Annotated in this window: 24 protein-coding genes and 1 pseudogene; 20 read left to right on the forward strand and 5 right to left on the reverse strand. The window is 68.6% G+C overall.

The window, feature by feature from the left end; all coding sequences use genetic code 11:
• The first annotated feature begins 134 nt into the window (after window positions 1-134).
• The 3 genes from NC4_RS28475 to NC4_RS28485 are packed head-to-tail and all read left to right on the forward strand — an operon-like array spanning window position 135 to window position 1,977.
• Complete coding sequence (locus NC4_RS28475; RefSeq protein WP_067544310.1) at window positions 135-1,037, forward strand: LLM class F420-dependent oxidoreductase; 903 nt, start codon at window positions 135-137, stop codon at window positions 1,035-1,037.
• The gene (locus tag NC4_RS28480; RefSeq protein WP_067544311.1) at window positions 1,034-1,378 is read left to right on the forward strand and encodes a hypothetical protein; all 345 of its coding nucleotides are present in this window, start codon (window positions 1,034-1,036) and stop codon (window positions 1,376-1,378) included. Before NC4_RS28475 ends, NC4_RS28480 begins: the two co-directional genes overlap by 4 nt.
• Window positions 1,375-1,977 (forward strand): Dabb family protein, encoded by a 603-nt coding sequence (locus NC4_RS28485; RefSeq protein ID WP_067544313.1) that lies wholly within the window; start codon window positions 1,375-1,377, stop codon window positions 1,975-1,977. The genes NC4_RS28480 and NC4_RS28485 overlap by 4 nt, the downstream gene beginning before the upstream one ends.
• Window positions 1,978-2,049: 72 nt before the next feature.
• On the opposite strand, the gene NC4_RS28490 is transcribed toward NC4_RS28485, so the two are convergent.
• Window positions 2,050-3,657 carry a FadD3 family acyl-CoA ligase gene (locus tag NC4_RS28490; protein ID WP_067544317.1) on the reverse strand — a complete coding sequence of 536 codons (1,608 nt, stop codon included), beginning with the start codon at window positions 3,655-3,657 and terminating at the stop codon, window positions 2,050-2,052.
• Between the two features lie 1,287 nt (window positions 3,658-4,944).
• Here NC4_RS28490 and NC4_RS44855 point away from each other — a divergent pair.
• From NC4_RS44855 to NC4_RS28510, 5 genes and pseudogenes are all read left to right on the forward strand, one after another.
• Window positions 4,945-5,529: pseudogene (locus NC4_RS44855) on the forward strand (PEP/pyruvate-binding domain-containing protein); the annotation flags it as partial.
• A gap of 4 nt (window positions 5,530-5,533) precedes the next feature.
• Window positions 5,534-6,934 carry a PEP-utilizing enzyme gene (locus NC4_RS41365; protein WP_067544318.1) on the forward strand — a complete coding sequence of 467 codons (1,401 nt, stop codon included), beginning with the start codon at window positions 5,534-5,536 and terminating at the stop codon, window positions 6,932-6,934.
• Window positions 6,935-6,968: 34 nt separating this feature from the next.
• Window positions 6,969-7,775, forward strand: coding sequence for a tyrosine-protein phosphatase (locus tag NC4_RS28500; RefSeq protein ID WP_084529858.1), 807 nt, complete (start codon window positions 6,969-6,971; stop codon window positions 7,773-7,775).
• Window positions 7,776-7,810: 35 nt separating this feature from the next.
• Window positions 7,811-8,380 carry a hypothetical protein gene (locus NC4_RS28505; RefSeq protein WP_067544319.1) on the forward strand — a complete coding sequence of 190 codons (570 nt, stop codon included), beginning with the start codon at window positions 7,811-7,813 and terminating at the stop codon, window positions 8,378-8,380.
• 52 nt (window positions 8,381-8,432) lie between these two features.
• Window positions 8,433-8,726 (forward strand): MTH1187 family thiamine-binding protein, encoded by a 294-nt coding sequence (locus NC4_RS28510; RefSeq protein WP_067544320.1) that lies wholly within the window; start codon window positions 8,433-8,435, stop codon window positions 8,724-8,726.
• Between the two features lie 3 nt (window positions 8,727-8,729).
• Here the strand turns inward: NC4_RS28510 and NC4_RS28515 are convergent, their stop codons facing one another.
• Window positions 8,730-9,077 (reverse strand): NAD-dependent epimerase/dehydratase family protein, encoded by a 348-nt coding sequence (locus NC4_RS28515; RefSeq protein WP_067544322.1) that lies wholly within the window; start codon window positions 9,075-9,077, stop codon window positions 8,730-8,732.
• 166 nt (window positions 9,078-9,243) lie between these two features.
• Here NC4_RS28515 and NC4_RS28520 point away from each other — a divergent pair, with 166 nt between their 5' ends.
• The 4 genes from NC4_RS28520 to NC4_RS28535 all read left to right on the forward strand — a co-directional run bounded on the left by NC4_RS28520 (window position 9,244) and on the right by NC4_RS28535 (window position 14,269).
• On the forward strand, window positions 9,244-10,752 hold the full coding sequence (locus NC4_RS28520) for an FAD-dependent oxidoreductase (RefSeq protein ID WP_067544324.1): 1,509 nt from the start codon (window positions 9,244-9,246) through the stop codon (window positions 10,750-10,752).
• Between the two features lie 259 nt (window positions 10,753-11,011).
• Entirely contained in the window at window positions 11,012-11,896 is an 885-nt protein-coding gene (gene hsaA, locus NC4_RS28525) for a 3-hydroxy-9,10-secoandrosta-1,3,5(10)-triene-9,17-dione monooxygenase oxygenase subunit (RefSeq protein ID WP_439957564.1), read from the forward strand.
• Between the two features lie 146 nt (window positions 11,897-12,042).
• Window positions 12,043-12,879 (forward strand): alpha/beta fold hydrolase, encoded by an 837-nt coding sequence (locus NC4_RS28530; RefSeq protein ID WP_067544328.1) that lies wholly within the window; start codon window positions 12,043-12,045, stop codon window positions 12,877-12,879.
• A 160-nt stretch (window positions 12,880-13,039) separates the two neighbouring features.
• A complete protein-coding gene (locus tag NC4_RS28535) occupies window positions 13,040-14,269 on the forward strand; it encodes a bifunctional 3,4-dihydroxy-2-butanone-4-phosphate synthase/GTP cyclohydrolase II (protein ID WP_067544329.1) in 1,230 nt (409 codons plus the stop codon).
• Here the strand turns inward: NC4_RS28535 and NC4_RS28540 are convergent.
• A complete protein-coding gene (locus tag NC4_RS28540) occupies window positions 14,260-14,856 on the reverse strand; it encodes a TetR/AcrR family transcriptional regulator (RefSeq protein ID WP_067544330.1) in 597 nt (198 codons plus the stop codon). The genes NC4_RS28535 and NC4_RS28540 overlap by 10 nt on opposite strands.
• Window positions 14,857-14,949: 93 nt before the next feature.
• Here NC4_RS28540 and NC4_RS28545 point away from each other — a divergent pair, with 93 nt between their 5' ends.
• From NC4_RS28545 to NC4_RS28560, 4 genes are read left to right on the forward strand one after another with little or no spacing between them, the layout of a single operon-like run.
• The gene (locus tag NC4_RS28545) at window positions 14,950-15,387 is read left to right on the forward strand and encodes a nuclear transport factor 2 family protein (RefSeq protein ID WP_067544332.1); all 438 of its coding nucleotides are present in this window, start codon (window positions 14,950-14,952) and stop codon (window positions 15,385-15,387) included.
• Window positions 15,380-16,204, forward strand: coding sequence for an NmrA family NAD(P)-binding protein (locus NC4_RS28550; protein WP_067544334.1), 825 nt, complete (start codon window positions 15,380-15,382; stop codon window positions 16,202-16,204). The genes NC4_RS28545 and NC4_RS28550 overlap by 8 nt, the downstream gene beginning before the upstream one ends.
• A 51-nt stretch (window positions 16,205-16,255) precedes the next feature.
• Window positions 16,256-17,161 (forward strand): alpha/beta hydrolase fold domain-containing protein, encoded by a 906-nt coding sequence (locus tag NC4_RS28555; RefSeq protein WP_067544336.1) that lies wholly within the window; start codon window positions 16,256-16,258, stop codon window positions 17,159-17,161.
• Window positions 17,162-17,194: 33 nt separating this feature from the next.
• Complete coding sequence (locus NC4_RS28560) at window positions 17,195-17,398, forward strand: DUF5988 family protein (RefSeq protein WP_067544338.1); 204 nt, start codon at window positions 17,195-17,197, stop codon at window positions 17,396-17,398.
• Window positions 17,399-17,407: 9 nt separating this feature from the next.
• Here the strand turns inward: NC4_RS28560 and NC4_RS28565 are convergent, their stop codons facing one another.
• On the reverse strand, window positions 17,408-17,773 hold the full coding sequence (locus NC4_RS28565; protein WP_067544774.1) for an MmcQ/YjbR family DNA-binding protein: 366 nt from the start codon (window positions 17,771-17,773) through the stop codon (window positions 17,408-17,410).
• Window positions 17,774-17,985: 212 nt separating this feature from the next.
• On the opposite strand from NC4_RS28565, the gene NC4_RS28570 reads away from it, so the two are divergent.
• A complete protein-coding gene (locus NC4_RS28570) occupies window positions 17,986-20,286 on the forward strand; it encodes an ATP-binding protein (RefSeq protein ID WP_067544340.1) in 2,301 nt (766 codons plus the stop codon).
• 7 nt (window positions 20,287-20,293) lie between these two features.
• Here NC4_RS28570 and NC4_RS28575 read toward each other — a convergent pair whose 3' ends face one another.
• Window positions 20,294-20,815, reverse strand: a complete 522-nt coding sequence (locus tag NC4_RS28575; RefSeq protein ID WP_067544341.1) for a DinB family protein — start codon at window positions 20,813-20,815, stop codon at window positions 20,294-20,296.
• 145 nt (window positions 20,816-20,960) lie between these two features.
• On the opposite strand from NC4_RS28575, the gene NC4_RS43335 reads away from it, so the two are divergent.
• From NC4_RS43335 to NC4_RS28585, 3 genes are read left to right on the forward strand one after another with little or no spacing between them, the layout of a single operon-like run.
• Window positions 20,961-21,362: a catalase family protein gene (locus tag NC4_RS43335; RefSeq protein ID WP_245721986.1), complete on the forward strand. Its 402-nt coding sequence runs from the start codon at window positions 20,961-20,963 to the stop codon at window positions 21,360-21,362.
• 18 nt (window positions 21,363-21,380) lie between these two features.
• A complete protein-coding gene (locus NC4_RS43340; protein ID WP_245722009.1) occupies window positions 21,381-22,028 on the forward strand; it encodes a catalase in 648 nt (215 codons plus the stop codon).
• Window positions 22,025-22,648 carry a cytochrome b gene (locus NC4_RS28585; protein WP_084529859.1) on the forward strand — a complete coding sequence of 208 codons (624 nt, stop codon included), beginning with the start codon at window positions 22,025-22,027 and terminating at the stop codon, window positions 22,646-22,648. The genes NC4_RS43340 and NC4_RS28585 overlap by 4 nt, the downstream gene beginning before the upstream one ends.
• Window positions 22,649-22,659: the final 11 nt, after the last annotated feature.

The following is a 22,659-nucleotide window of genomic DNA, read 5'->3' on the forward strand; positions in this document are numbered from 1 at the left end:
GCTTTTGTAGCTTTTACCTGCTGTTATTCGGTATCTCGCTGACCGGGACCACCGCTGTTTTGTGACGGCGATTACACGCCAGGCTCGATGTATGGCCCGCTCTGGGTCCGTACTCGCAAGGATGGAGGCGGCCGATGCGCATCGGCATGCTCATGCCGTATCTGGACGGCTTGGTGACTTCCGGCGGATTCCTCAGGGAGTTCGCCGCGGCGGCCGAGGAATGCGGCCTGGATTCGATCTGGACCGTGGAACACGTTGTGGTGGCCCAGGATTACGAGCCGCTCTACCCGTATTCGCCCGACGGCAAGATGCCCGGCGGCGATCTCGGCGTGCCCATGACCGATCCGCTCGAGACCCTGGCATTCCTCGCCGGGGCCTCGACCACGCTGAAACTGGGCACCGCCATGGTGGTCGCACCGATGCACAGTCCGGTGGTGCTGGCCAAGCGCGCCGCGACCCTGGACCGGCAGTCCGGCGGGAGGCTGTTGCTCGGGCTCGGAATCGGCTGGCAGAAAGAGGAATACGCGGCCATCGGCGTGCCCTTCGCTGAGCGCGGCGCACGGCTCGACGACTGCATCGGCGCCATGCGGGCGCTGTGGACGGAGTCCCCGGCGAGCTATCAGGGCAAACATGTGAGCTTCGAGAAGCAGTTCTGCCTGCCCCAGCCGGAGCGGTCCATCCCGATCGTGCTGGGCGGCAACAGCGCTCCCGCGGTGCGGCGCGCGGCCCGGGTGGGTGACGGCTGGTTCCCGTACACCATCAACTCCGACGACTTCGCCGCGGGCGCGGACAAGATCCGGGAAATCGCCACGGCGGCAGGCCGATCCGAGGACGCGGTCGAGATGACCATCTGGCCCGGCTCCGCCAACTTCATGCGCGAATTCGAGGCCGACTTCGTGCGCCCGTACGTCCGGGCCGGTGCGAGCCGAATCGTGCTCACCCCGCCCATGTTCGGGCCGGAGTCACTGTTGAACGGCGTGGAATCCCTGGCCGGTTACGTGGACCGCTACCGCAATGACGTGGAGGCCGAACTGTGAACCCCGCGAACCCGGTTCGCGTTCTCGACCGCGTCGTCCTGCCCGCCGACCGCGCCGACGACTGGCTCTCCCGCTGGCGCACCGACTACCTGCCCGGTGCGACCGCCCGCGGCCTGCGCGACCCGCACGTGTGGCGCGAGCACACCGGCGCGGATTCGGTTGCGCTGCAGATCGTCTGGGAGCTGCCCGGCATCTACGACTTCTACGGCATGCGCGGCGCGGTGAAAGCCGATCGGGAGGTGGCCCGGTTCTGGGCCGAGACCGACGCCGTCGCGCTGACCCGCGAACGGCATGTCATGGCCGTCCAGGAGGTCGCGCTCGGCGCGGAGGAATCGGCATGAACCGCTGGGTGATTCTGAGCGAGGTCCCCGAAGTCGGCGATCCGGAAACGGAGATCGCCGCCCGCACCGCTGCGGCCGCCGCCGCACCCGGCGTGTGGCACTGCTCGGCCGGTATCGACCTGCCCGGCAGCACCGGCGGGCTCGGCATGGCCTGGGACCTCACCGGCGATACCGATCCGGCCGTCGCACTGCCGGACCTGCCCGGCCGGGTCGATGCGGTCCGGCTGACGCCGATCGCCTCCCACCTCGAGCCCCTCCCAGAACCGCAGCGGGTGAAGCGCACCCTGCTCCTCACCGTCCGCTCGGGCACCCCCGACGAGGTCGTCGAACAGTTCGAATCCGACCTCATGGCCATGCCCACCCACATCGCCGCCATCCAATCCCGGTCCCTGAGCCGCATCACCGGTGACAGTCGCTGGACCCACGCCTGGGAGCAGGAATTCGCCGACGTGGACGGCCTCAACGGCGACTACCTCCTGCACCCGTACCACTGGACCCACGTCGACCGCTGGTTCGACCCCGAAATCCCCACCTCCATAGTCAAACCGGACATCGCCCACCTGTACCGCCTGGCCGCCACCCCCGTCCTGGGCGCATAGCTGGACGTGTGATCACCGGGAACTGGTGGCGGCATCGGCCGAGTAGCCCCCGCCACCAGTTCCCGGTCGTCGCTATTTCAGATGGGTGCGGAGTTCAGGTTTGATGACTTTGCCGCCCGCATTGCGGGGGAGGGCGTCGGTGAAGACCACATCGCGGGGGACCTTGTAACCCGCGAGGCGGGTACGCGACCATTCGATGATGGCGGAGGCATTGGCGGTGCCCGGGTCCTCCGGGACCACGACCGCGCGGCCCACCTCGCCCAGGCGATCATCCGGGACGCCGATCACAGCCACGTCGCGGATCTCCGGATGCTGCAACAGGACTCGCTCGATCTCGGCCGGGTAGGCATTGAAGCCGCCGACGATGAACATGTCCTTGAGGCGGTCGGTGATGCGCAGGTAGCCATCCGCGTCGAGGTGCCCGACATCGCCGGTGTGCAGATATCCCTCGGCGTCGATAGTTGCCGCGGTGGCGTCGGGATCATCGAGGTAGCCGAGCATGACATTCGGCCCGCGGACCAGGATCTCACCCGGCTCGCCGGTCTCCACGATGGCTCCGCCACTGTTCACGATGCGTATCTCGCTGTCCGGGAGAGCCTTTCCGACCGTGCCCGCGACGAGATCGGCCGGAGCGTCCGGTGGGCAGACGGTCACGACGTCCACGGACTCGGTCAGCCCATAGGCGGTGAAGACGTAGGGGACACCCAGGTCCCCGCGGACGCGTTCGACCAGTTCGGTAGGGATGGTGGCGCCGCCGGTACCGGCCAATCGCAGTGAGCCCAGCAGGTAGTCGTCGTACGGGGCATGCAGTAGATCGTTGAAAAGCGTTGGGGGTCCGGCCAAGACGGTGATGCGCTCGCTTTCGATGAGTTGCAGCGCCCGGGTGGGTTCGAACCGTTCCATCGGAACCATGGTCGCGGCGCGCAGAAGCGACGCGATGATTCCGGCCTTGTAGCCGAAAGTGTGGGAGAACGGCGCAACCAGAAGATACCGGTCGCGCGGCCGCTGAGTGACGGCATCGGCCCAGCGGGAGAACACCTCCAAGGTTTGGCGGTGGCTGGCCAGCACACCCTTCGGCGCGCCAGTCGTGCCGGAGGTGAAAAGAATGTCGGAGACGGAGTCGGGATCGACCGCGGCGGTGCGTTCCTGGGCGGTTTCCGGCGAAATCACGGTGCCAGGGGCCAGGAATCCAGCCCAGGAACTGATATCCCACTCGGCCGGGCTGTCCCCGAGAGCATCGTCGAGCAGGATCAAATGCTCGAGATCAGGTAGCGCGAGAAGAGACGGGTAATCGACCCCAAGGAATTCCTGAACGGTGCACACCGCCTTGGCCCGGCTGCGGGCGAGGACATCCGCGGTCTCGGCCCCGCGCAGCCGCGTGCTGATCGGAACCAGAGTGGCCCCAGCCGCAAGCATGCCAAGGGCGGTGAGTATCCACCGAATGCTATTAGGAGCCCAGACGCCCACACGATCGCCGGGTTCAATACCCGAGGCGATGGCCGCGCGGGTGACCGCCCGGGTTTGCTCAGCGAGTTCGGAATAGGTAAGCCGCCCAGTAGGCCCGGCGATGGCCACTGCTTCGGGGTAGCGTCGTGCCCGCTCAGCTACCAGCGCGGGAATGGTCGAGACCGGGGCCGGGCTGGAGAGGCCACCGATGGATGCCGCATACCGCCGATCCATTTGCCCATCCTGCCCCACCAGCGGGGGAGTAACGCCAGTTTTGTGAGTGCCATCCCGCTGACCGGGCGTGCCGTGTTGCGTTTCCAGGAGCGGCGAACGCCAGGATGGCTTTGCCCGGAGGCGGAATGGCTGGGGCGGGGAGGACGCCGGTGGGGGAGGACGCCGGTGCGGGGAGGACACGAGTGTGGGGAGGACGCCGGTGCGGGGAAGACACAAGTATGAGGAGGGCACGGGTGTGGGGAGGAAGACGCGGGTGCGGGAAGACGTGGGCGGGGGAAGGCGCGGGTGCATGAACAGTCTCCGGGGTGAATCCGCTCAGGATCGCTCGTGGCTGTGTTTAATTTGCCCTCCGCTTCGCTCCGGGCGGGGGTTGGGGCCCCGAAGTCTCGATTTTTCCCTCCCTCCGCGCACGTCTGTGCTCCTCCGCTTCGCTCCCCCGCACAGACGCACGCTCCACTCAGTCCAAAATCGAGACGGCCCCGACCCTGACAGGACTGTTCGAACGGAATTCCCTGCAGTTACCGCGCTTTCATGGCGGGGTAGAAATCTGTCAACAGGATTGCTGTCGACCGCTTTGTGCGGCGGACGGGCTTGCGTCAACCGTTGTTCGGGGTTCGCCTGCGGCGGACGGATCAGGACCGGCTGGGCGGGAGTCGGCGGGGCTGGTGGCATTACGGGTTGGCTGTAAGGAAGGTCGGCTCGGGTTGGTCCGCCGGAGGCGAACTGTCGTTGACTGTTGGTGCAATCCCATGCGCGTGTCATGCCAGTTCGTCTTGGTGTAGGGAATTCTCTTCGGGCAGTTCTGTCAGGGTTGGGGCCGTCTCGATTTTGGACTGAGTGGAGCGTGCGTCTGTGCGGGGGAGCGAAGCGGAGGAGCACAGACGTGCGCGGAGGGAGGGAAAAATCGAGACTTAGGGGCCCGAACCCCGCCCGGAGCGAAGCGGAGGGCAAATTAAACACAGCACGAGCGGTTCTTGGGGGAAGGCATGTCCCTCTGGCCGTTGATCCGCGTCCGCTGATCGGGATGCGGGTTGGGGGTGTGCGCTGTCACGCGGCACGCTCGAATCATTGGTTTGCACGCGCCCGTAATCCGGCGCGGGGCATTGCCCAGCGGGCCGCGAGGCGGCGACCGCTGGAGTGTTGATGAATCCACGACATCGAAGGAGTGACATGACTGCGGGAGCCGAGTTGGTGCAGCGGCCCGTTGCCGTGAGCGTTGTCGAACTCGACGGCGGGTGTGAACTCTCGCGGGATAAGATCGGCGGCAAGGCGTGGAGCATCAATCACATGCGGGCGCTCGGCTTGCCGGTGCCACCCGCCTTCGTGATCACCACCGACGCGTGGGCCGACTACACGCGGCACGGCCGGATCGCCGACGAGATCTGGGACCAGGTCCGCACCGGCATCGCCATGATCGAAGCCGGGACCGGCCGTCGGTTCGGATCCGCTGAGCGTCCGCTGCTGGTGTCGGTCCGCTCGGGCTCGGCGATCAGCATGCCCGGCATGATGGACACCGTCCTCAACCTCGGCATGACCGACGCGGTCCAGCGTGCCCTCGCCGACGAGACGCGAAACCCGTCCTACGCCAACGACACTCGCCAGCGGTTCACACACCAGTACCGCGAGACCGTACTGGCCGACCCGAACGGCGCGGTCCCTCTCGACCCGTGGGCCCAACTCCGCAAAGCCATCGAAGCGGTCTTCCGCTCCTGGGATTCCCCCCGCGCCAAAACCTACCGCCGCAACTGCGGCGTCCCCGACACCCTCGGCACCGCGGTGACCGTGCAGGCCATGGTCTTCGGCAATCTCGACGAACTCTCCGGCACCGGCGTGCTTTTCAGCCGCAACCCGAACACCGGCGACACCCCCGTCTACGGTGAATGGCTCGTCGGCGGCCAAGGCGAGGACGTCGTCTCCGGCCGCCTCACCCCCCCGCCCGCTGGACGACCTGGCCACCACCCAACCCGCCGTGCACGAGCGCCTGATCGCCGCCACCCACCTCCTGGAACACGATGGCAGCGACCTCCAGGACATCGAGTTCACCGTCGAATCCGGCACCCTCTGGATGCTGCAATCACGCCCCGCCAAGCGTTCGGCCCGCGCCGCCGTCCGCACCGCCGTCGCCATGGTCGCGGAGGGCTTGATCACCGCCGACGAGGCCCTCGACCGTGTCACCGCCGATCAGATCCGCGAGGTGCTGCGCCCGGCCTCCGGCGACACCGCCGGTCGCGAACCGCTCGCACGCGGCGAATCCGCGTGCCCCGGTCTGGCTTCCGGCATCGTCGTCACCGACCCGGACGAGGCCGAGGCGCGCGCCGAGGCCGGTGCGGACATCGTTCTGGTGCGCCCCACCACCAGCCCGGACGATCTGCACGGCATGATCGCCGCGCGCGCCATCGTCACCGAATTGGGCGGCACCACTTCCCATGCCGCGCTCGTCTCCCGCGAACTGGGCCGCCCCTGTGTGGTCGGCTGTGGTCCGGGCGTGGTCGACGCGCTGGTCGGCCGGACGGTCACCGTCGACGGCGGCGCCGGGCTGGTGTTCGCGGGCGAGGTCACTGCCAAACCGGTCGAACAGCTCGTACTCGACGATGTGCGGCAGTTGGCCGCCTGGGCGGGTGTGGACAGTGCCGTGCTGGCCGCCCACTTGGAGGAGCGCGCCACCGCGCCGGAAAGCGCTGAGCAGAAAGGGGTTTCCGTGGACATCCCCGTGACCGAACTGGATCTGCTGCGCCTGGTCGGCATCAAAGGCCGGGTGAACGCCGACAATCTGGCCGCCAGCCTCTCCGCGGAGACGGCCGAAATCGCCTCTCGCTGTGCGGATCTGGTGACCGCGGGCCTGTGCGCCACCACCCCGGCCGGTTTCCGCCTCACCCCGGAGGGCCGCCCCCGCCTGGAGCATCTGCTCACCGAGGAGCGCACCACCGTCGACACGGCCGCCGTCACCGCCGCCTACGACGAGTTCTGTGTCTTCAACGCCGATCTCAAGGTCATCATCACCGACTGGCAGATGAAGGACCCGGCGACCGTCAACGACCACGCCGACGCCGAATATGACACCGCCGTGCTGGCCCGCCTCACCGGCGCCCACCACCGGCTACGCCCGTTGATCCAGCGTCTCGGCACGATAGCGCCCCGCCTGGTCCGCTACCTCGACCGCCTCGACCGCGCCGTCGAGCGCATTGCCGAAGGAGATCACACCTACGTGGCCCGCCCCATCATGGACAGCTACCACACCGTGTGGTTCGAACTGCACGAAGACCTGATCGGGCTGTGAGGCCTCACCCGCGCCGAAGAGGCGGCGGCGGGTCGTGCCCACTGATCCCGTGACCGACTCCACGCCTCGGGGTTCCCTGCAAACCTCCGAACCGGGGCGCCGCTGGGTCGAGTTCGCCCAGATCGACAATGTGCGCGATCTGGGCGGACTCCTCGTCCGCGACGGCGGCACAACGCGTTTCGGCGTGGTGTTCCGCTCCAGCACCCTGCAGCAGGCCACCCCGGCGGACCTGACGCACCTCACCGAGACCCTCGGCCTGCGCACCGTCATCGATCTGCGCCTGCCCGACGAGGTGGAGCGCGAAGGCTACGGCCTGATCGCCGCGGCGGAGGTGCAGATCGCGAACCTGCCCATCCGGAAGTCGCCGCAATCCTCGCTCGCGGCACGGGATCTCGTCCCGGACAAGACCCGCGTGGATCTGACCGAGCTCTACGGCCAGCTGCTGGCGGGCAGTGGCGAGCACATTGTCGAATCCGTCCGCCTCATCATCAACCCGGCCCGTCATTCGGTGCTGTTCCATTGCGCCGCAGGCAAAGACCGCACCGGCGTGCTGGCCGCGGTGCTGCTCGACGCCGTTGGCGTGACCCCCGAGGCCATCGCCCACGACTACGCCCAGACCAATGAGCGCATGCAGCGCGTCCGCGACCGCCTGAACTCCCTCAGCTCCTACGAGGGTCTCCCGCCCGCCAATACCGGCATCCTGGCGGTCACCCCGGAGGTCATGCTCGGCTTCCTGTCCAACCTGCGCGCCGAATACGGCGGCGCCGCGGAATGGCTGCTGGCCAACGGTCTTTCCGAAGCCGAACTCGATGTGCTCCGGCAGGCGCTGGTCGAAGCGTGAACGCACCGCGCCACCGCTCTAGTAGCGTTGGCCGGATGCCTGTGTCACGGATCGAGGAGATAGTCGGCGGGAAGCTGGCCTGGACCGAGGTGGATCTGCTCGATATCGGTGACAGTTCCGCGCGACCCATCCGGAATGCGCTGGAGGAATTCGGGATTCGGGTCAACTACTTCCCGATCGGGCAGCCGCGGCATGTGACGGCGGCGCTGGGCGGGGTGCGGCCCGTCGCACCGTACGTGATCATCGCCTGTCATGGCGCGGACGGCCGGATCCTGCTGCCCGAACTCGGTGGTCCGGTGGCCGCGGAGCAGCCGTTCATCGGGCGGCTGGGGCCCAAGCGGGTCCGCAAACATCTGCATTTGGCCGGTAGCACGGTGATCTCGACGGGGTGTGAGACTGGGAAATCCGCACTCGCCCAGGCCTTCCTGGACGCCGGAGCGGCCGCGTACTTCGCGCCCGCCAAGATCCCGGACGGGCACAGCGCCTTCTTCGCGGTGCTCCAGCTGTTCTACGAGCTCACCGCCGGACGCGATCTGCGTCAGGCGGCGCATCGGGTCCGCGCCTACGACGACGAGTTCGACATGTGGGAACTCCGGGAGCGCTGACCGTCCGGATACGCTCGATATCGACCATCGCCCGGTAACAGGAGGATTCCAGATGCTCGCAGCGTTCTCGATCACCCCCATCGGCGTCGGCGAGGATGTCGGCGAGCAGGTGGCCGTCGCCGTGCGCGTGATCCGGGAGAGCGGCCTGCCCAATCGCACCTCGGCCAGCTTCACCGAGATCGAGGGGGAGTGGGACGAGGTGTTCGCCGTCATCAAGAAGGCCACCGATGCGGTCATGGCCGCGGCGGGGCGGTGCAGCATCTCCATCAAGGCCGATGTCCGGCCCGGTCACGACAGCATGTTGACGACCAAACTGGAATCGGTGGAGCGCCATCTGACGCAGTGACGATCACAGCCGATCGATGAGGACGTCCGCGCCGCTGCCGGTCGCGGCGCGTTCGACGCTCGAATCCGGTCCGGCCGCAACGGGAACCACCAGTCGCGCACCCGCCTCGCGCGCCGCCGCGGCAATGGTCGCGACCGACCGGCCCGCCAGGTGCACCACGGCATCCGCACCGGCCACCGCCCGCGCGCATGACTGCGCATCGGACAGGTCGGCGACGGTCACCTCGACCCGCGGGTCGACATAGCGATGCCGCTGCCGGTCCAGGCCGACGACCTCGTGGCCCGCCGCCAGCAGCATGCGTGCCACGGCCCGGCCGCTCGGTTCGGTGACCCCGGTGACCAGAATCCGCATTGACTCTCCTCCTCGTGAGGCGTCCCCAACCAACGTGACGCCGTTCACACACCATCCCTACTGGTCAGCTCGGCAAACGCGGACAGTCCCGGTCATCGGGATCCAAGAATCGTTGAGCAAGATGGGGCGCTAGGGCCGGACGGGGGCGGAGGGCACCGTCTTTGACATGACAGTGCGGAATTCCGTCACCCCGCGGGCGGCGAGCGAAATCGGCGGGTACGACATCGAGACCGATGTGCTGGTCGTCGGGTACGGCGCCGCGGGGGCCGCGGCCGCGTTCGAGGCGGCGCTGGCGGGGGCGCGGGTGCTGGTCCTGGACCGCGCGGGCGGCGGCGGGGGAGCGTCGGCCATGTCGGGCGGGGAGATCTATCTCGGGGGCGGGACGCCCATCCAGGTGGCGTGCGGATTCGAGGACACACCGGAGGAGATGGCGGCCTTTCTGGAGGCGGCCATGGGTGCGGGGGCCGATGCGGCCAAGATCGACGAGTACTGCGCGGGGAGCGTGGAGCACTTCCAGTGGCTGGTGGACCGCGGGGTGCCGTTCAAGGCGACCATGTGGGATGCGCCGACCTGGGTGCCGCCGACCGATGACGGGCTCATGTGGCTGGGCGAGAACAGCTGGCCCTTCACGGAAGTGGCGAAACCCGCGCCGCGCGGGCACCGGCCCACCGCCAATGACTTCGGCGGCAGGCTGCTCATGGACTGCCTCACGGCGGCGGCCGAACAGGCCGGTGCCACAACGCTGTTCGACACCTACGTGACAGCGTTGATCGTCGGCGACGACGGGGCCGTGGTGGGCGTCGTGGCCCGCCGGTACGGGGAGGAACTCGCCATCCGGGCCGTGCGCGGGGTGGTGCTGACCACCGGCGGCTTCGTCGACAACGACGACATGCTTACCGCGCACGCCCCGGAACTGCTGGGGCACACCAAGGTCAGCGCGGGCACCGACGACGGCAGCGGCATTCGCATGGCGCAGGCCGTCGGCGCGGCCGTCCGCCACATGTCCTCGGGGCAGGTCGGGATGTCCCTCATCCCCGGCTTGGCCGCGCGCGGCATGGTGGTGAACGCCCAGGGCCGCCGCTTCATCAACGAGGACACCTATCCGGGGCGCATCGGCCAGTCCGCGCTCTACCGCCAGAACATGGGGGGCAGCTGGGCGGGCAATGACACCGCCGTATGGGTGATCGTGGACGAGGCGGGCTTCGAGGGTGTGCCCGAACCCCAGCGTTGGGGCGTGCGCCCGACCCACGTCGCCGAAACCCCCGCCGAACTCGAGGAACTCACCGGCCTTCCGGACGGGTCCCTGACCGAAACCATCGGCCGCTACCACGAATTCGCCGCGCGCGGCGTGGACCCCGACCACCACAAGGCCGCCCGCTGGCTGCGCCCGCTCACCCCGCCGTTCGCGGCCATCGACGTCAAAGCCGGTGTGCGCCCGCCCGCGGAGTCCGGCGACCGCCGCGGCACCGGAGCCTCCGTCTTCACCCTCGGCGGCCTCCACACCGACCTGGACAGCCGCGTCCTCGACCTCGACGGCACCCCGATCACGGGCCTGTACGCCGCGGGCCGCGCCGCCAACGGCCTGCACGGCTTCGGTTACATCTCCGGCACCTCCCTGGGCGACGGCACCTTCTTCGGCCGCCGCGCGGGCACCTCCGCCGCCCGCAGCTACTGACCACCCCCCCGGCGCCGGGACCGGGATTCCGTTGACCGGGACTTTTCCGGATCGGCGCGGTCCACGACCCATAGCGTCGAAGGCACGGCTTCAAGGAAGCCCCGGGAGCCGGAACCTCCGGCTTTGCCCGGGGAGACGGGGATTTCAGGGCTTGCCCTGGGAGCCCGGACATCGGGGCCCGCCCCCGGAGCAATGGGGTTCAGGGGCTTGCCCCGGAGAGTTACGAGAGTTGTCACCACCACGAGGAGGACACACCCGCATGACGAACAAGGTGCTCGATCGGGTTCGGGATCTGCTGCCCGCGATTCGGGAACGGGCGGTGGCGGCCGAGGAGCAGCGGCGGGTGCCCGACGCCAGCATTGCCGAGCTCACCGAGGCCGGGGTGTTCCGGATGCTGCAGCCCGCCCGCTACAGCGGCGCCGAGGCGTCGCCGGTGGACTTCTACGCGGTGGTGCGCGCCATTGCCACCGCCTGCCCGTCCACGGCGTGGGTGACCTCGGTGCTGGGCGCGCACCCGTGGCAGCTGGCGCTGTTCGACGATCGTGCGCAGCAGGACGTGTGGGGCGAGAACCCGGACACCCTGGTCTCGTCCTCGTACGCGCCGACCGGGAAGCTGACCGCCGTCGAGGGCGGCTACGAGATCTCCGGCCGCTGGAGCTTCTCCTCCGGCTGCGATCACGCGCAGTGGGTGTTCCTGGGCGCGCTGGTGCCCTCGGAGAAGGGCATGGACTACTACACGGTCCTGGTGCCGCGCGACGACTATCGCATCGAGGATGTGTGGAACGTGTCGGGGCTGTCGGGCACCGGCTCCAACGACATCGTCATCGACAAGGCGTTCGTACCGGACTACCGCGCCTACAGCGCCGCGGATCAGGCCGATCTGATCGGCCCGGGTCAGGCGGTGAATACCGCTCCGCTGTACAAGATCTCGTTCGGCAGCGTCTTCTCCAACACCATTACCGCACCCATTATCGGCGCGGCCGAGGGCGCGTACGAGGCGCATATCGCCAAGCAGCAGGAGCGGGTGCGGCTGTCCTACGGCGGCCAGAAGGTGTCCGAGGATCCCTTCGCCCAGGTGCGAATCGCCCGCGCCGCCAGCGAGATCGACGCCGCCATCCTGCAGATGGAGCGCAATACCGCCTAGCAGCTGCGCTATGCCGAAGCGGGCGAGGAGATCCCGTTCGAGCTGCGGCTGCGCTCGCGTCGCGATCAGGTGCGCGGCACCGAACGCGCCCTGGCCATGTTCGGCAAGGGCGCCATGGGTCTCGAGGTCACGGATCGGATGCTCTGATGACGCTCACCGTCGAGAACACCACCCGCTGGGTCACCGTCGACGGCCACAAACTCCGCTACCATGAGGCGGGTTCGGGCGCACCGCTGGTGCTGCTGCACGGCTCCGGCGCGGGCGTCTCGGGCTGGGCCAACTTCGGCGCGAACCTGCCGGTGCTGGCCAAGCACTTCCGCTGCCTGATCCTGGATCAGCCCGGTTTCGGGGAGAGCGGCCGCCCGGAGGTCTACGAGCGCAACTATCTGCGCATCGCCACGGACGCGGTGCTGGGCCTGCTCGACGAACTCGGGATCGAGAAGGCCCATCTGCTCGGCAATTCCATGGGCGGCGGCGTGGCCACCATGACCGCCCTGGACCATCCGGACCGGGGGGACCGCCTCGTCCTCATGGCGCCCGGCGGCGTGGGCGTCAATGTGCTGGGACCCGAACCCTCCGAAGGCATTCGGCGGCTCATGGAATACACTATGAATCCGTCGGACGAGCGCGCCATGGTCTTCAACGAGGCCACCCTCACCGAGGAACTCGTCGACAGACGCCTGAAAGCGGCGGCCGATCCGCGCGCCCAAGCGGCCCTGCGCGATGCGTACGCCACCTTCTACAACCCGAAAATGGCCGAACCCCTGCCGCTCTGGGCGCGTCTGAAGGGCTTACAGCACGAGGTTCTCATGCTGTGGGGCCGAGACGATCGCGTCACTCCGGTCGAGGGGTCCTTGTTCCCGGCCCGCCAGCTCCCGAACGCGGATCTGCGCACCTTCTCCCGCTGCGGCCACTGGGTTCAGGTGGAGCGCAAGGACGCCTTCGAACGCTCGGTCGTCGATTTCCTGAATAACGGGCTCTAGAGCCCGGCGCTTCGCACCCGTTCTCCTCCTATCCTGTCCATGGAGAACGGGTGCGAAGTCGTTTCCGGCGAATGCCGCGATTCCCACGCCCGGTGAGCGGGACCCCACCTCGTTGTTCCGCGACTTTCATATTTCGATTAGAAATAGGAGGTGGTCGACGATGACCGGTGAACTCGACTCCATCGCCACCGCGGTGGACGTGATCGCGCGTGGCGGCATGGTGCTCGTGGTGGACGATGCGGATCGCGAGAACGAAGGCGATCTGGTGTTCGCGGCCGAGAAGGCGACGCAGGAGAACATCGCCTTCATGGTGCGGCACACGAGCGGCGTGGTCTGTGTGCCGATGGCGGGCGAGGATCTGGATCGGCTGTCGCTGCCGCCCATGACGGCGGTCAACCAGGATCCGAAGGGCACCGCCTACACCGTGTCGGTGGATGCGATATCCGGTGTGAGCACCGGTATTTCGGCCGCTGATCGTGCGCACACCATGCGCCTGCTGGCCGACCCTCGCACCACTGCGGACCAGCTCTCGCGGCCGGGTCACGTCTTTCCGCTGCGCGCTCATCCGCGCGGCGTCCTGGGGCGCGACGGCCACACCGAGGCATCGGTGGATCTGGCTCGGCTGGCCGGTTTGCGGCCCGCCGCGGTCATCGCCGAGGTCGTCAATGACGACGGTTCGATGGCTCGCCTCCCCGAACTCCTGATCATGGCCCGCGAGCACGACATCCCCATCGTCTCCATCGCCGACCTCATCGAGTACCGGAAGTCTTTGGAACACGGCATCTCCCGCGTGGTCGAGACCCGCCTGCCCACCCGCTTCGGCGACTTCCGCGTCCTCGGCTACGCCGACGAGCACTCCGGGGCCGAACACCTGGCCCTGGTCTACGGCGACCCCGCCGGCGCCGCCGTCCTCGCCCGGGTCCACTCCGAATGCCTCACCGGCGACGCCTTCGGCTCGCTGCGCTGCGATTGCGGCGAGCAGCTCGACGCCGCCCTGGAAGCCGTTGCCGCCGAAGGTCATGGCGTCATCGTCTACCTGCGCGGCCAAGAGGGCCGCGGCATCGGCCTGCTGAACAAGTTGCGCGCCTACGAGCTCCAGGACGACGGCGCCGACACCGTGGACGCCAATGTCCAACTGGGCCTCCCCATCGACGCCCGCACCTACACCGCCGCCGCCCAGATTCTCGCCGACCTCGCCGTCACCTCGGTCCGCCTGCTCAGCAACAACCCGGCCAAACAGTCCGGCCTGGAAGCTCACGGCATCGGCGTCGACGCCCGAATTCCCTTGCAGACCAGCCCCACCGAACACAATGTCCACTACCTGCGCACCAAACGCGACCGCATGCGCCACCATCTCACCGAGATAGACGCCGCTGTCGGCTACCGCTGACCGGGTGCGAGGGCGTGCAGCAGGGTGTCGGTGAGCGCGTCGAGATAGCCGGATTCGAGCGGTGCGCCCCGGACCGAGATCCGCCAATAGATCGGTGCGGCAAGCAGATCCAGGGCCAGCTCGGTATCGAGATCGCGCGGCAGCTCACCCCGGGCGATCCCGCGTTCGAGAACCTCGAGGCCGCGCGCGCGACGCGGTGCGCCGATGGCCGAGTCGACCGCCGCGTGCAGCGCGGGATTGCGCACGGCTTCGGCGAACAGATCCGGCAGAATGCGTGAGAAGCGCGGGTGGGTCAGCCAATTCTCCACCGCCGTCAGGCTTTCGCGGATATCCCCGCGCAGTGATCCGGTATCGGCGGCGGTGGCGTGGTCGAGGCTGATCTCGGAGATGATCGCCACGACCATGTCCTGTTTGGCGGGCCAGCGCCGGTAGAGGGCGCTCTTGCCGACTCCGGCGCGTTTGGCGACGGCCTCCATGGACACGCGCGCATAGCCCTGTTCGGCCAGTTCATCGAGGACCGCTTCGGTAATGGACCTGGTGACCTCCGGCTGGAGGACGGCCGCTCCGGTCGGTGCGCGTCGGTTCATGCGGCGAGTATAGCGAGTGGACGAGACGGTGCCGTCCCGCCTATCCTGTCGTCGGGACGGTACCGTCTCGTCCTACTCTGAGAGGATGCGCAGATGACACCTCGCGCACTGGTCGAGCACGCGCTGGCGCTGCTGCTCGACCACGATATGGCGGGCTTCGCCGGGCTGTGGGCCGTGGACGGCGAGCTGGAGTTTCCCTTCGCGGCGGCCGATTATCCGGCGCGGATCCGGGGTCGCGCGGCCATTGCGGGCTATCTGCGGGACTACCCGAATATCTTGGACATCCGCGAGATTCCGGAGCGGACGGTGCACGAGACCGGCGATCCGGAGGTGGTCGTCGTCGAGTTCACGGCGGCGGGTGTGGTCGTGGCGACCGGCCGGGACTACCGGCTGCGGTACATCGCCGTGATCACCGTGCGCGACGCCGAGATTCGGCACTACCGCGACTATTGGAGTCCCCTGGCGGCGGCCGAGATCATGGGCGGAGCGGACGCGCTGACGACCACCTTCGCCGGAGGCCGCGATGCCTGAGGTGCTGGTGCTCGGCTCGTCCGGCACGACCGGCAGCCGGGTCGCGAATCTGCTTCGGTGGCAGGGGGTCACGACGCGGCTGGCCACCAGGACCCCGAACGGCGATCCCCTCCGGGTCGGCTTCGATTGGCACGACGGCGACAGCTATGACACCGCCCTGCACTCGGTCTCGGCCGTCTATCTGGTGGCTCCGGTCGGGGTGCGCGATCCGGTGCCGTTGGTCGAACCGTTCCTGCGGGCGGCGCGGCGGCACGGGGTGCGTCGTGTGGTCGCGCTCGGATCCTCGGCGGTGCCGGAGGCGGAGCACGGCATGGGCGGTATCCATCGGCTGGTGCGGGAGATCATGCCCGAGTGGGCGGTGCTGCGGCCGTCCTGGTTCATGCAGAACTTCACCGGCGCGCATGCGCTCGCCGCGGGAGTCCGCGCGGGCGAGATCGTGACCGCGACCGGTGACGGCCGAGTGGCCTTCGTCGACGCGGCCGATATCGCCGCGGTCGCGGTGCGCGCCCTGACCGATGGGAACGCCCACGACACCGAGCATCTCATCACCGGACCGCGGGCGATCAGTTACGCGGAAGCGGCCGCGATCATTACCGGGGCGACCGGGCGGGCCGTCGTCCACCGTTCCCTCTCCGCGCCGGAACTCACCGCGCACTGGATCGAGCACGGTCTGCCCGCCGACTTCGCGGCCATGCTGGCCGGTCTCGACGACGAGATCCGGGGCGGGGCCGAGGATCGCGTCGCCGATACGGTCGAGCGGATCACCGGCAGGCCGCCGCGCGGCTTTGCCGAGTTCGTGGCCGAGGAGTTGCAATAACGTCGATTCGGTTCGCCTCGTATTGCCGGAATCTGGCAGTAGGGTCGAGTCGTGCCGAGCCTTGTCAGCCGCATTGTTCCCGGGTATCTGCGGGTCACCCGCGCCAATCATGCCTTCATCAGTGCCGAGAACGCGCGGAAGCATGTGCGGGAGCGCACGCTTCGGCCGCAGCCCTACGGGCCGCCGCGGCGGCTGCGGGCGGATGTGGCGGTGTCGGTCAGCCGTGATCAGGGGTGGCCGGTGTACACGCTGGTGCCGCGCACGGGGCAGGTGCACGGGAATCTGGTGTATCTGCACGGCGGCGGGTGGGTCAATGAGATCGCGCCGCAGCATTGGGCGCTGGCGGCCGAGATCGCGGCGCGGACCGGAACGACGGTGACCGTGCCGATCTATCCGCTGGTGCCGTTCGGGACCGCGGAGGAGGTGATCGCGGGCGTCACGGATCTGGTGCTGGCCAATAGATCTCGGTACGGAACGGTCTGTCTGGGCGGGGATTCGGCGGGCGGGCAGATCGCCCTGTCGACCGCACTGGCGCTGCGCGACGATCAGCGGGTGACCGTGCCGCGCACGGTGCTCATCTCCCCGGCGCTGGATCTGTCGCTGAGCAATCCGGACATGGGCGTGGTGCAGCCGAGCGATCCGTGGCTCGGGAAACCGGGGACGCGGGTGTTCATCGAGTTGTGGCGGGGGAAGCTGCCGCTGTCGGATCCGCGGGTGAGCCCGCTGGCCGCCGAACTGGGCGGGCTCGGGCCGTTGACCGTCTTCTACGGCACCCGCGACATCGGGTTTCCGGACGGATTGTTGCTGGCGGAGAAGGCGCGGGCGGCCGGGGTGGAGCTGGACTTCCACGAGGGAACCGGGCTGGTACACGTGTATCCGCTGACGCCCACCTCGGAGGGGCGGATCGCGCGGGGCGTGATCGTCGAACGACTACGGGCGGCTCTGGCCGAACCGTAGTAGCCGATGGGGGTCGCGTCCCATAATCGGAATATGAACGATCGCAAAGGTTTTCTCCAGGGAGGACCGAGCGGCCTCACCGAACGGGTCGTCCCGATCCAATCCTCCGACGCGGAGATCAAAATCCCGTTCCGCGGCGGCTACGAACACTTCAAAGCCACCGAGCGGCACCAGATCACGGCGGAAGGCAAGCTACCGGTCTACGAGTGGGCCGGGCGCACCGCGGTGGCCGAATAGCGGCTCCGCTCAGGTGGGGTGCTCCGCGAGCCAGCGGCGGGCCCGGGTGGCCGAGGCGCGGGACAGCCATGCGTCCTGCACGACCTCGGTGAGTTCGTCCAGGGTCAGCTCGGGCAGGCGGGAGGCGCGGACCAGGACCGAGAGATGGCCGTCGAAGTGCGGCGTGGTGAAGAACGGGGAGTCCGGGTCCTGGGTCAGGGCGAGCTTGTCGGACTCCGAGGGAACCCAGAAGACGATGACGTCCCGATAGCGTTCCCCGGTCTCGGGATCGAACGCGTCCGGGCGCGCGGTACGGAAGAAGACGAAGGACTTGCGGCCCACCTGATAGACGGGATTGCCCGCCGCCGGACCGTACTCGACTGTCACGTGCGGCATGGCCAGCGCCAGCTCGTGCACGTCTTCGACGCGCGCTGCGTCTTCGGTTCGGCACGAAACGAGTGTATGCGGGCAGCCGCCGAGCCATATCCGAAGCGCATGACTCGGGCGGCCGCCCCGGCGCTGGAATCGGGCTTATCAGACACCCTTCGAGCTGGATTTATGGGCCCGGCGCTGGCCCGCTCCGGGCGCGATCGCATAGGTTGGTGCGCATGGCGCGGCGTGTCACAGGCAACCTTCCGGAGGAGGTCACCAGTTTCGTCGGCCGTCGCGACGACCTGACCACCGCCAAACGGCTGCTGCCGACCACCCGGGTGCTGACCCTGCTCGGACCGGGCGGTATGGGCAAGACGCGCCTGTCCCGTCAGATCGGGCAACTGGTCGCGCGGGCCTTCCCGGACGGGGTGTGGCTGGTCGAACTCGCCGAACTGCACGATCCGGAATTGGTGACGCTCACCGTCGCCGAGGCCCTGAATCTGCGCGATGAGACCACCGCGCCGCTGCCCAGGCTCACCGAATTCCTGGAGAACAAACGGCTGCTGCTGATTCTCGACAATTGCGAGCACCTCATCGAGGCGTGCGCGACGCTGGTCGGGCGGATCATCGCCACCACACCGGATGTGCGGGTGCTCGCCACCAGCCGAGAGGTGCTGGGCATTCCCGGTGAACAGGTGATGCCGGTGCCGCCGCTGGCCGTGCCCGACACCGATACCGCCGCCGACAGCGACGCGCTGCAACTGTTCGTCGAACGCGCCACCGCCGCCAATCCGGGCTTCCGGGAGACACCGGCCAATCGCCCCGTGCTCGCCGAGATCTGCCGACGACTCGAAGGCATGCCGCTGGCCCTCGAACTGGCGGCGCTGCGCCTGCGCATGTTCACCCCCGAGCAGATCGTCGACCGGCTCGACGACACCATGGGCCTGCTCAAGGCCGGGCCGCGCACCGCCCCGCAGCGGCAGCAGACCATCGAGGGCGCCATCCGCTGGAGCTACGACCTGTGCACCTCGGCGGAACAGCGGCTGTGGGAACAGCTTTCGGTCTTCGCGGGCGGCTTCGATATCGACGCGGCGGAGTCGGTGTGCGAACTGGGCGGCGGCTCGCTCATCGACGCGCTCACCGGTCTGGTGGACAAGTCGGTGGTCATGCTGCGCTACGACGGTGATACGGCGCGGTATTCGATGCTGGAGCCGATCCGGCAGTTCGCCGCCGACCGGCTGGCCGAGCGCGGCGCGGACAAGGCGGTGCGGGCCCGGCATCGCGCGCACTACCGGCGGCTGGCCATGCGCGGGCAGACCGCGTACTGGACCGCCGACGACGTGGCCTGGTTCCGCGACCTCAGCCGCGAGCACGCGAATCTGCGTGCGGCCCTGCGCTCCGGGCTCGACGACGAACCGCTGGCGACCATGGAGACGGTCAGCGTGCTGCGGCCGTTCTGGGAGCATCACCGCTTCCTGTCCGAGGGTTTCCGCTGGCTGTCCGAGGCCCTGACCCGCAATCCGGAGCCGAGTCTGGCGCGGGCGCGCGGCCTGTCCTCCGCCGCCTCGCTGGCGGCGCTGCTGGGCGATTGGGAGGCGGCGGCGATCCTGGTGTCGGAATGCCTGGAAATGATTGCGACGCTGGGAATCACCGATATCCTGCCCGAGGTCGCGCTCGATCAGTCCCTGCTGGCGTTCTCCCAGGGGGATCGGGAGCATTCCCTCGAGCTGGCCCGCAAGGGTATCGAGCTGGCCGCCACGCATGGTCAGCCCGCCATCGAAATGGATAGTCACGCCTTCGCTTTCATGTGCGCCATGGTGCTCGGCGCGCCCGGCCGCACCGAACTGGCGCAGCGCTTCCTGGAGCTCACCACCGCCAGCGGCTCCCATCTGCTCGGCGGGCTGGCGCTGTGGACCGTCGGGATCGATCACTGGCGCCGCGGGAACATGGACGAGGCGGCCCAATTCCACGGCCGTGCGATAGAACAGCTGGCGCTGTTCGAACGCTGTATCTGGCTGTCCTCCGCCTTCGAGGGCCTGGCCTGGACGGTGGCCGCGCGCGGCGACCACGAACGCGCCGCCCGCCTGCTCGGGGCGGCGGAAACCCTGCAGCGCAGCACCATTCGGCTGGCGCACACCATCACCACCGCCATCGGCGACAAGGAACGCCTCAAGGTCCGGGATGCGCTGGGCGACGAGGCCTTCCGCGCCGCCTTCGGCGCGGGCGCGAACATGCGCCTGGAAGAGGCGATCGATTACGCGCTCGGCCGCGCCCGCTCCGCGCCCGAGCCGGAAGCGGTCGCCGCGAAGCGCCCGCCGCGCAAGTCCGCGGCCACCGCGACCGAAACCAATGTCCTCACCCGCCGCGAAAAGGATGTGGCCCGCCTGGTCGCCGCGGGCCACAGCAATAAACGCATTGCCGCCGACCTGGTGATCTCGGTGCACACCGCGGAAACCCACGTCGAGCACATCCTCACCAAACTCGGCTTCACCTCCCGTACCCAGATCGCCGCCTGGGTGCACCAGCACGATCTCTAGCGGGCGGTCAATCGCCGGTGGCGCCGTCGGTGCGCTCGCGGAGGAAGTCGGCGTGGCCGCAGTGGCGGGCGTATTCCTCGATCATGTGCAGGTAGACCCAGCGGAGCGAGATGATCTTGCCCGAGCGGGGGTGGACGAAGGTGTGGTCGAGCGGAAGGGCGGCGGCGGCCTTGTCGCACAAGGTGATCTCGTCGCGGTAGCGCGCGAGTTCGACTTCGGCGTCCTCGGGAATCAGGTCGTCGAAATCGCTGTCCGGGTTCGTTTTGGAGTCGAACAGCCACGGCACGTCCTCTCCGGCCGCGCGTTTGCGGAACCAGCCGCGTTCGACATTGGTCATATGGCGGATCAGGCCGAGCAGCGAGAGGGAGGACGGCTCGACGCTACGGGTCGCGAGCTGAATACCGGTGAGGCCCTGGCATTTCCGGAGTAGGATGGCCCGATAGTCGTCGAGGAAGGATTGCAGCATGGGTCGCTCGTCGCCGACGTACAGCAGTGGGGTGCGGTCGATTTCGGGTGCGGTCCAGGTCATTACCGGAGGCTACCGCCAGGATCCAGCCTCGGGAATTCTTACCGAACTGTGAAATGGGCGCCCCGCCCGCCATGTCGGTTCGCCCGCGCGGTCAATCGCGCACGATCGTGGATCTCGTTTCGAGAATCGACACGAGGAGGCGCGTATGGGTGGGGAGAATATTCCGCTGGGACCGAGTCGGCGGACACTGTTGGGCGCGGCCCTGGTCGCGGGTGCGGGAGCGGTCGGCATCGGGGGGTTCTTGTTCGCGGAGAACGGAATCGGCCCGGCCCGGCTGACCGCCCGCCGCATTGTCGACGGCTTGCAGGCGGCCAATGGATTCGTGCCGGGCTATCGGCGCAATCACGCCAAGGGCATCGCGGTGGCCGGTCGATTCGACAGCACGGGCGCGGGCGCGGAGCTGTCGGCCGCCTCGGTGTTCCGCCCGGGAACCTTCCCGCTCACCGGCCGATTCTCCCTCGCCGGAGGTAAACCCTTCGCGCCCGACGCCGCCGCTGCCCGCCGCGGATTCGGTCTGCGCATCGCCTTGCCCGCCGGGGAGGAGTAGCGGCTGGCGCTGCTCAATATCCCGGTCTTCACCGATGCCTCGGCCCAGGACTTCCATGACCGCACTGCCGCCTACGCGCTCGATCCGGCGACCGGGAAACCGGATGCCGCCCGGGTGCGTGACTATGTGGCATCGCACCCGAAAACCGCTGCGGTCCTGGCGGTCATCGACCAGCACCCGCCCACCGTGAGCTTCGCCACCTCGACCTTCCACGGCCTCAATGCCTTCGAATGCGTCGACGCCACCGGGCACAGGACGCCGGTGCGGTGGCGACTGGAACCCGAAACCACGGACGCCACCTCCGCGGCCGGGGACGATCAGCTCTTCGCGAGCCTGGTCCGCGATATTCGCCGCGGGCCGGTGCGCTGGAAACTGACTGCCGTGGTGGGCGTCCGGGACGTGGACCCCACCGATGATCCGACCGTCACGTGGCCCGCCGACCGGCGCCGCATCGAGTTGGGTGCCATCGTCGTGACCGATATCGCCACTGAGACCGCCGCCAATGTGCGGGATGTGAACTTCGACCCGCTGGTTCTGCCGAATGGCCTGGCCGCCTCCGATGATCCGGTGCTGCAGGCCCGTTCGGCCGCGTACGCCGAGTCCTTTCGCCGTCGTGCGGGCGAGACGGCCGCCCGGCAGCCACTGCGGGCGGAGGAGCTGGTATGAGCGAGTCCCTCGACGAATCCGTCCCCGCCGCGCCGCTGCTCACCGAACCCACCGGCACGCCGCCGGATCACGCGGCGCCCCGGGAAGATTCACCCGAACCGGCCCGAGAGCCCTCCTACAATCGGCTGGCGCGGGTGCTGCACTGGCTGATGGCCGTACTGATCGTCGCCATGCTGTTCCTCGGCGCCGCCTTGATCGGAACGATCGGGAATTACGTTGTGCTGCTGAGCATCCACCGCACCGTCGGCGTCGCGATCCTCGCCTTGGCCGTGGTGCGCGTGGCCAATCGACTGCTGCGCCGCGCTCCCACCCCGGGAGCGGGCCTGCCGCGCGGTGAGCGCATGGCCGCCGTCGCCTCGGAATCGGCGATGTACGCGCTGTTCATCCTGCAGCCGCTGATCGGCTGGGCGCTGGTGTCGGCGTCGGGCATACCGGTCCGGATCGCGGGCGGCCTGCGGCTGCCCGCCCTCGCGCCCGAGAACGCGCGCCTGTACGCCGGACTGCACCTCGCGCACACCTGGCTGGCATATCTGTTGCTGGCGCTGTTCACCGCCCACATGTGCGCGGTGCTCTGGCACACCGTCGCCCTGCGCGACGGACTGCTGCGTCGGATGCTGTAGACCCCGCCGAG

Origin of the sequence: Nocardia crassostreae (genome assembly GCF_001613405.1) — a bacterium.
GTDB lineage: Bacteria > Actinomycetota > Actinomycetes > Mycobacteriales > Mycobacteriaceae > Nocardia > Nocardia crassostreae.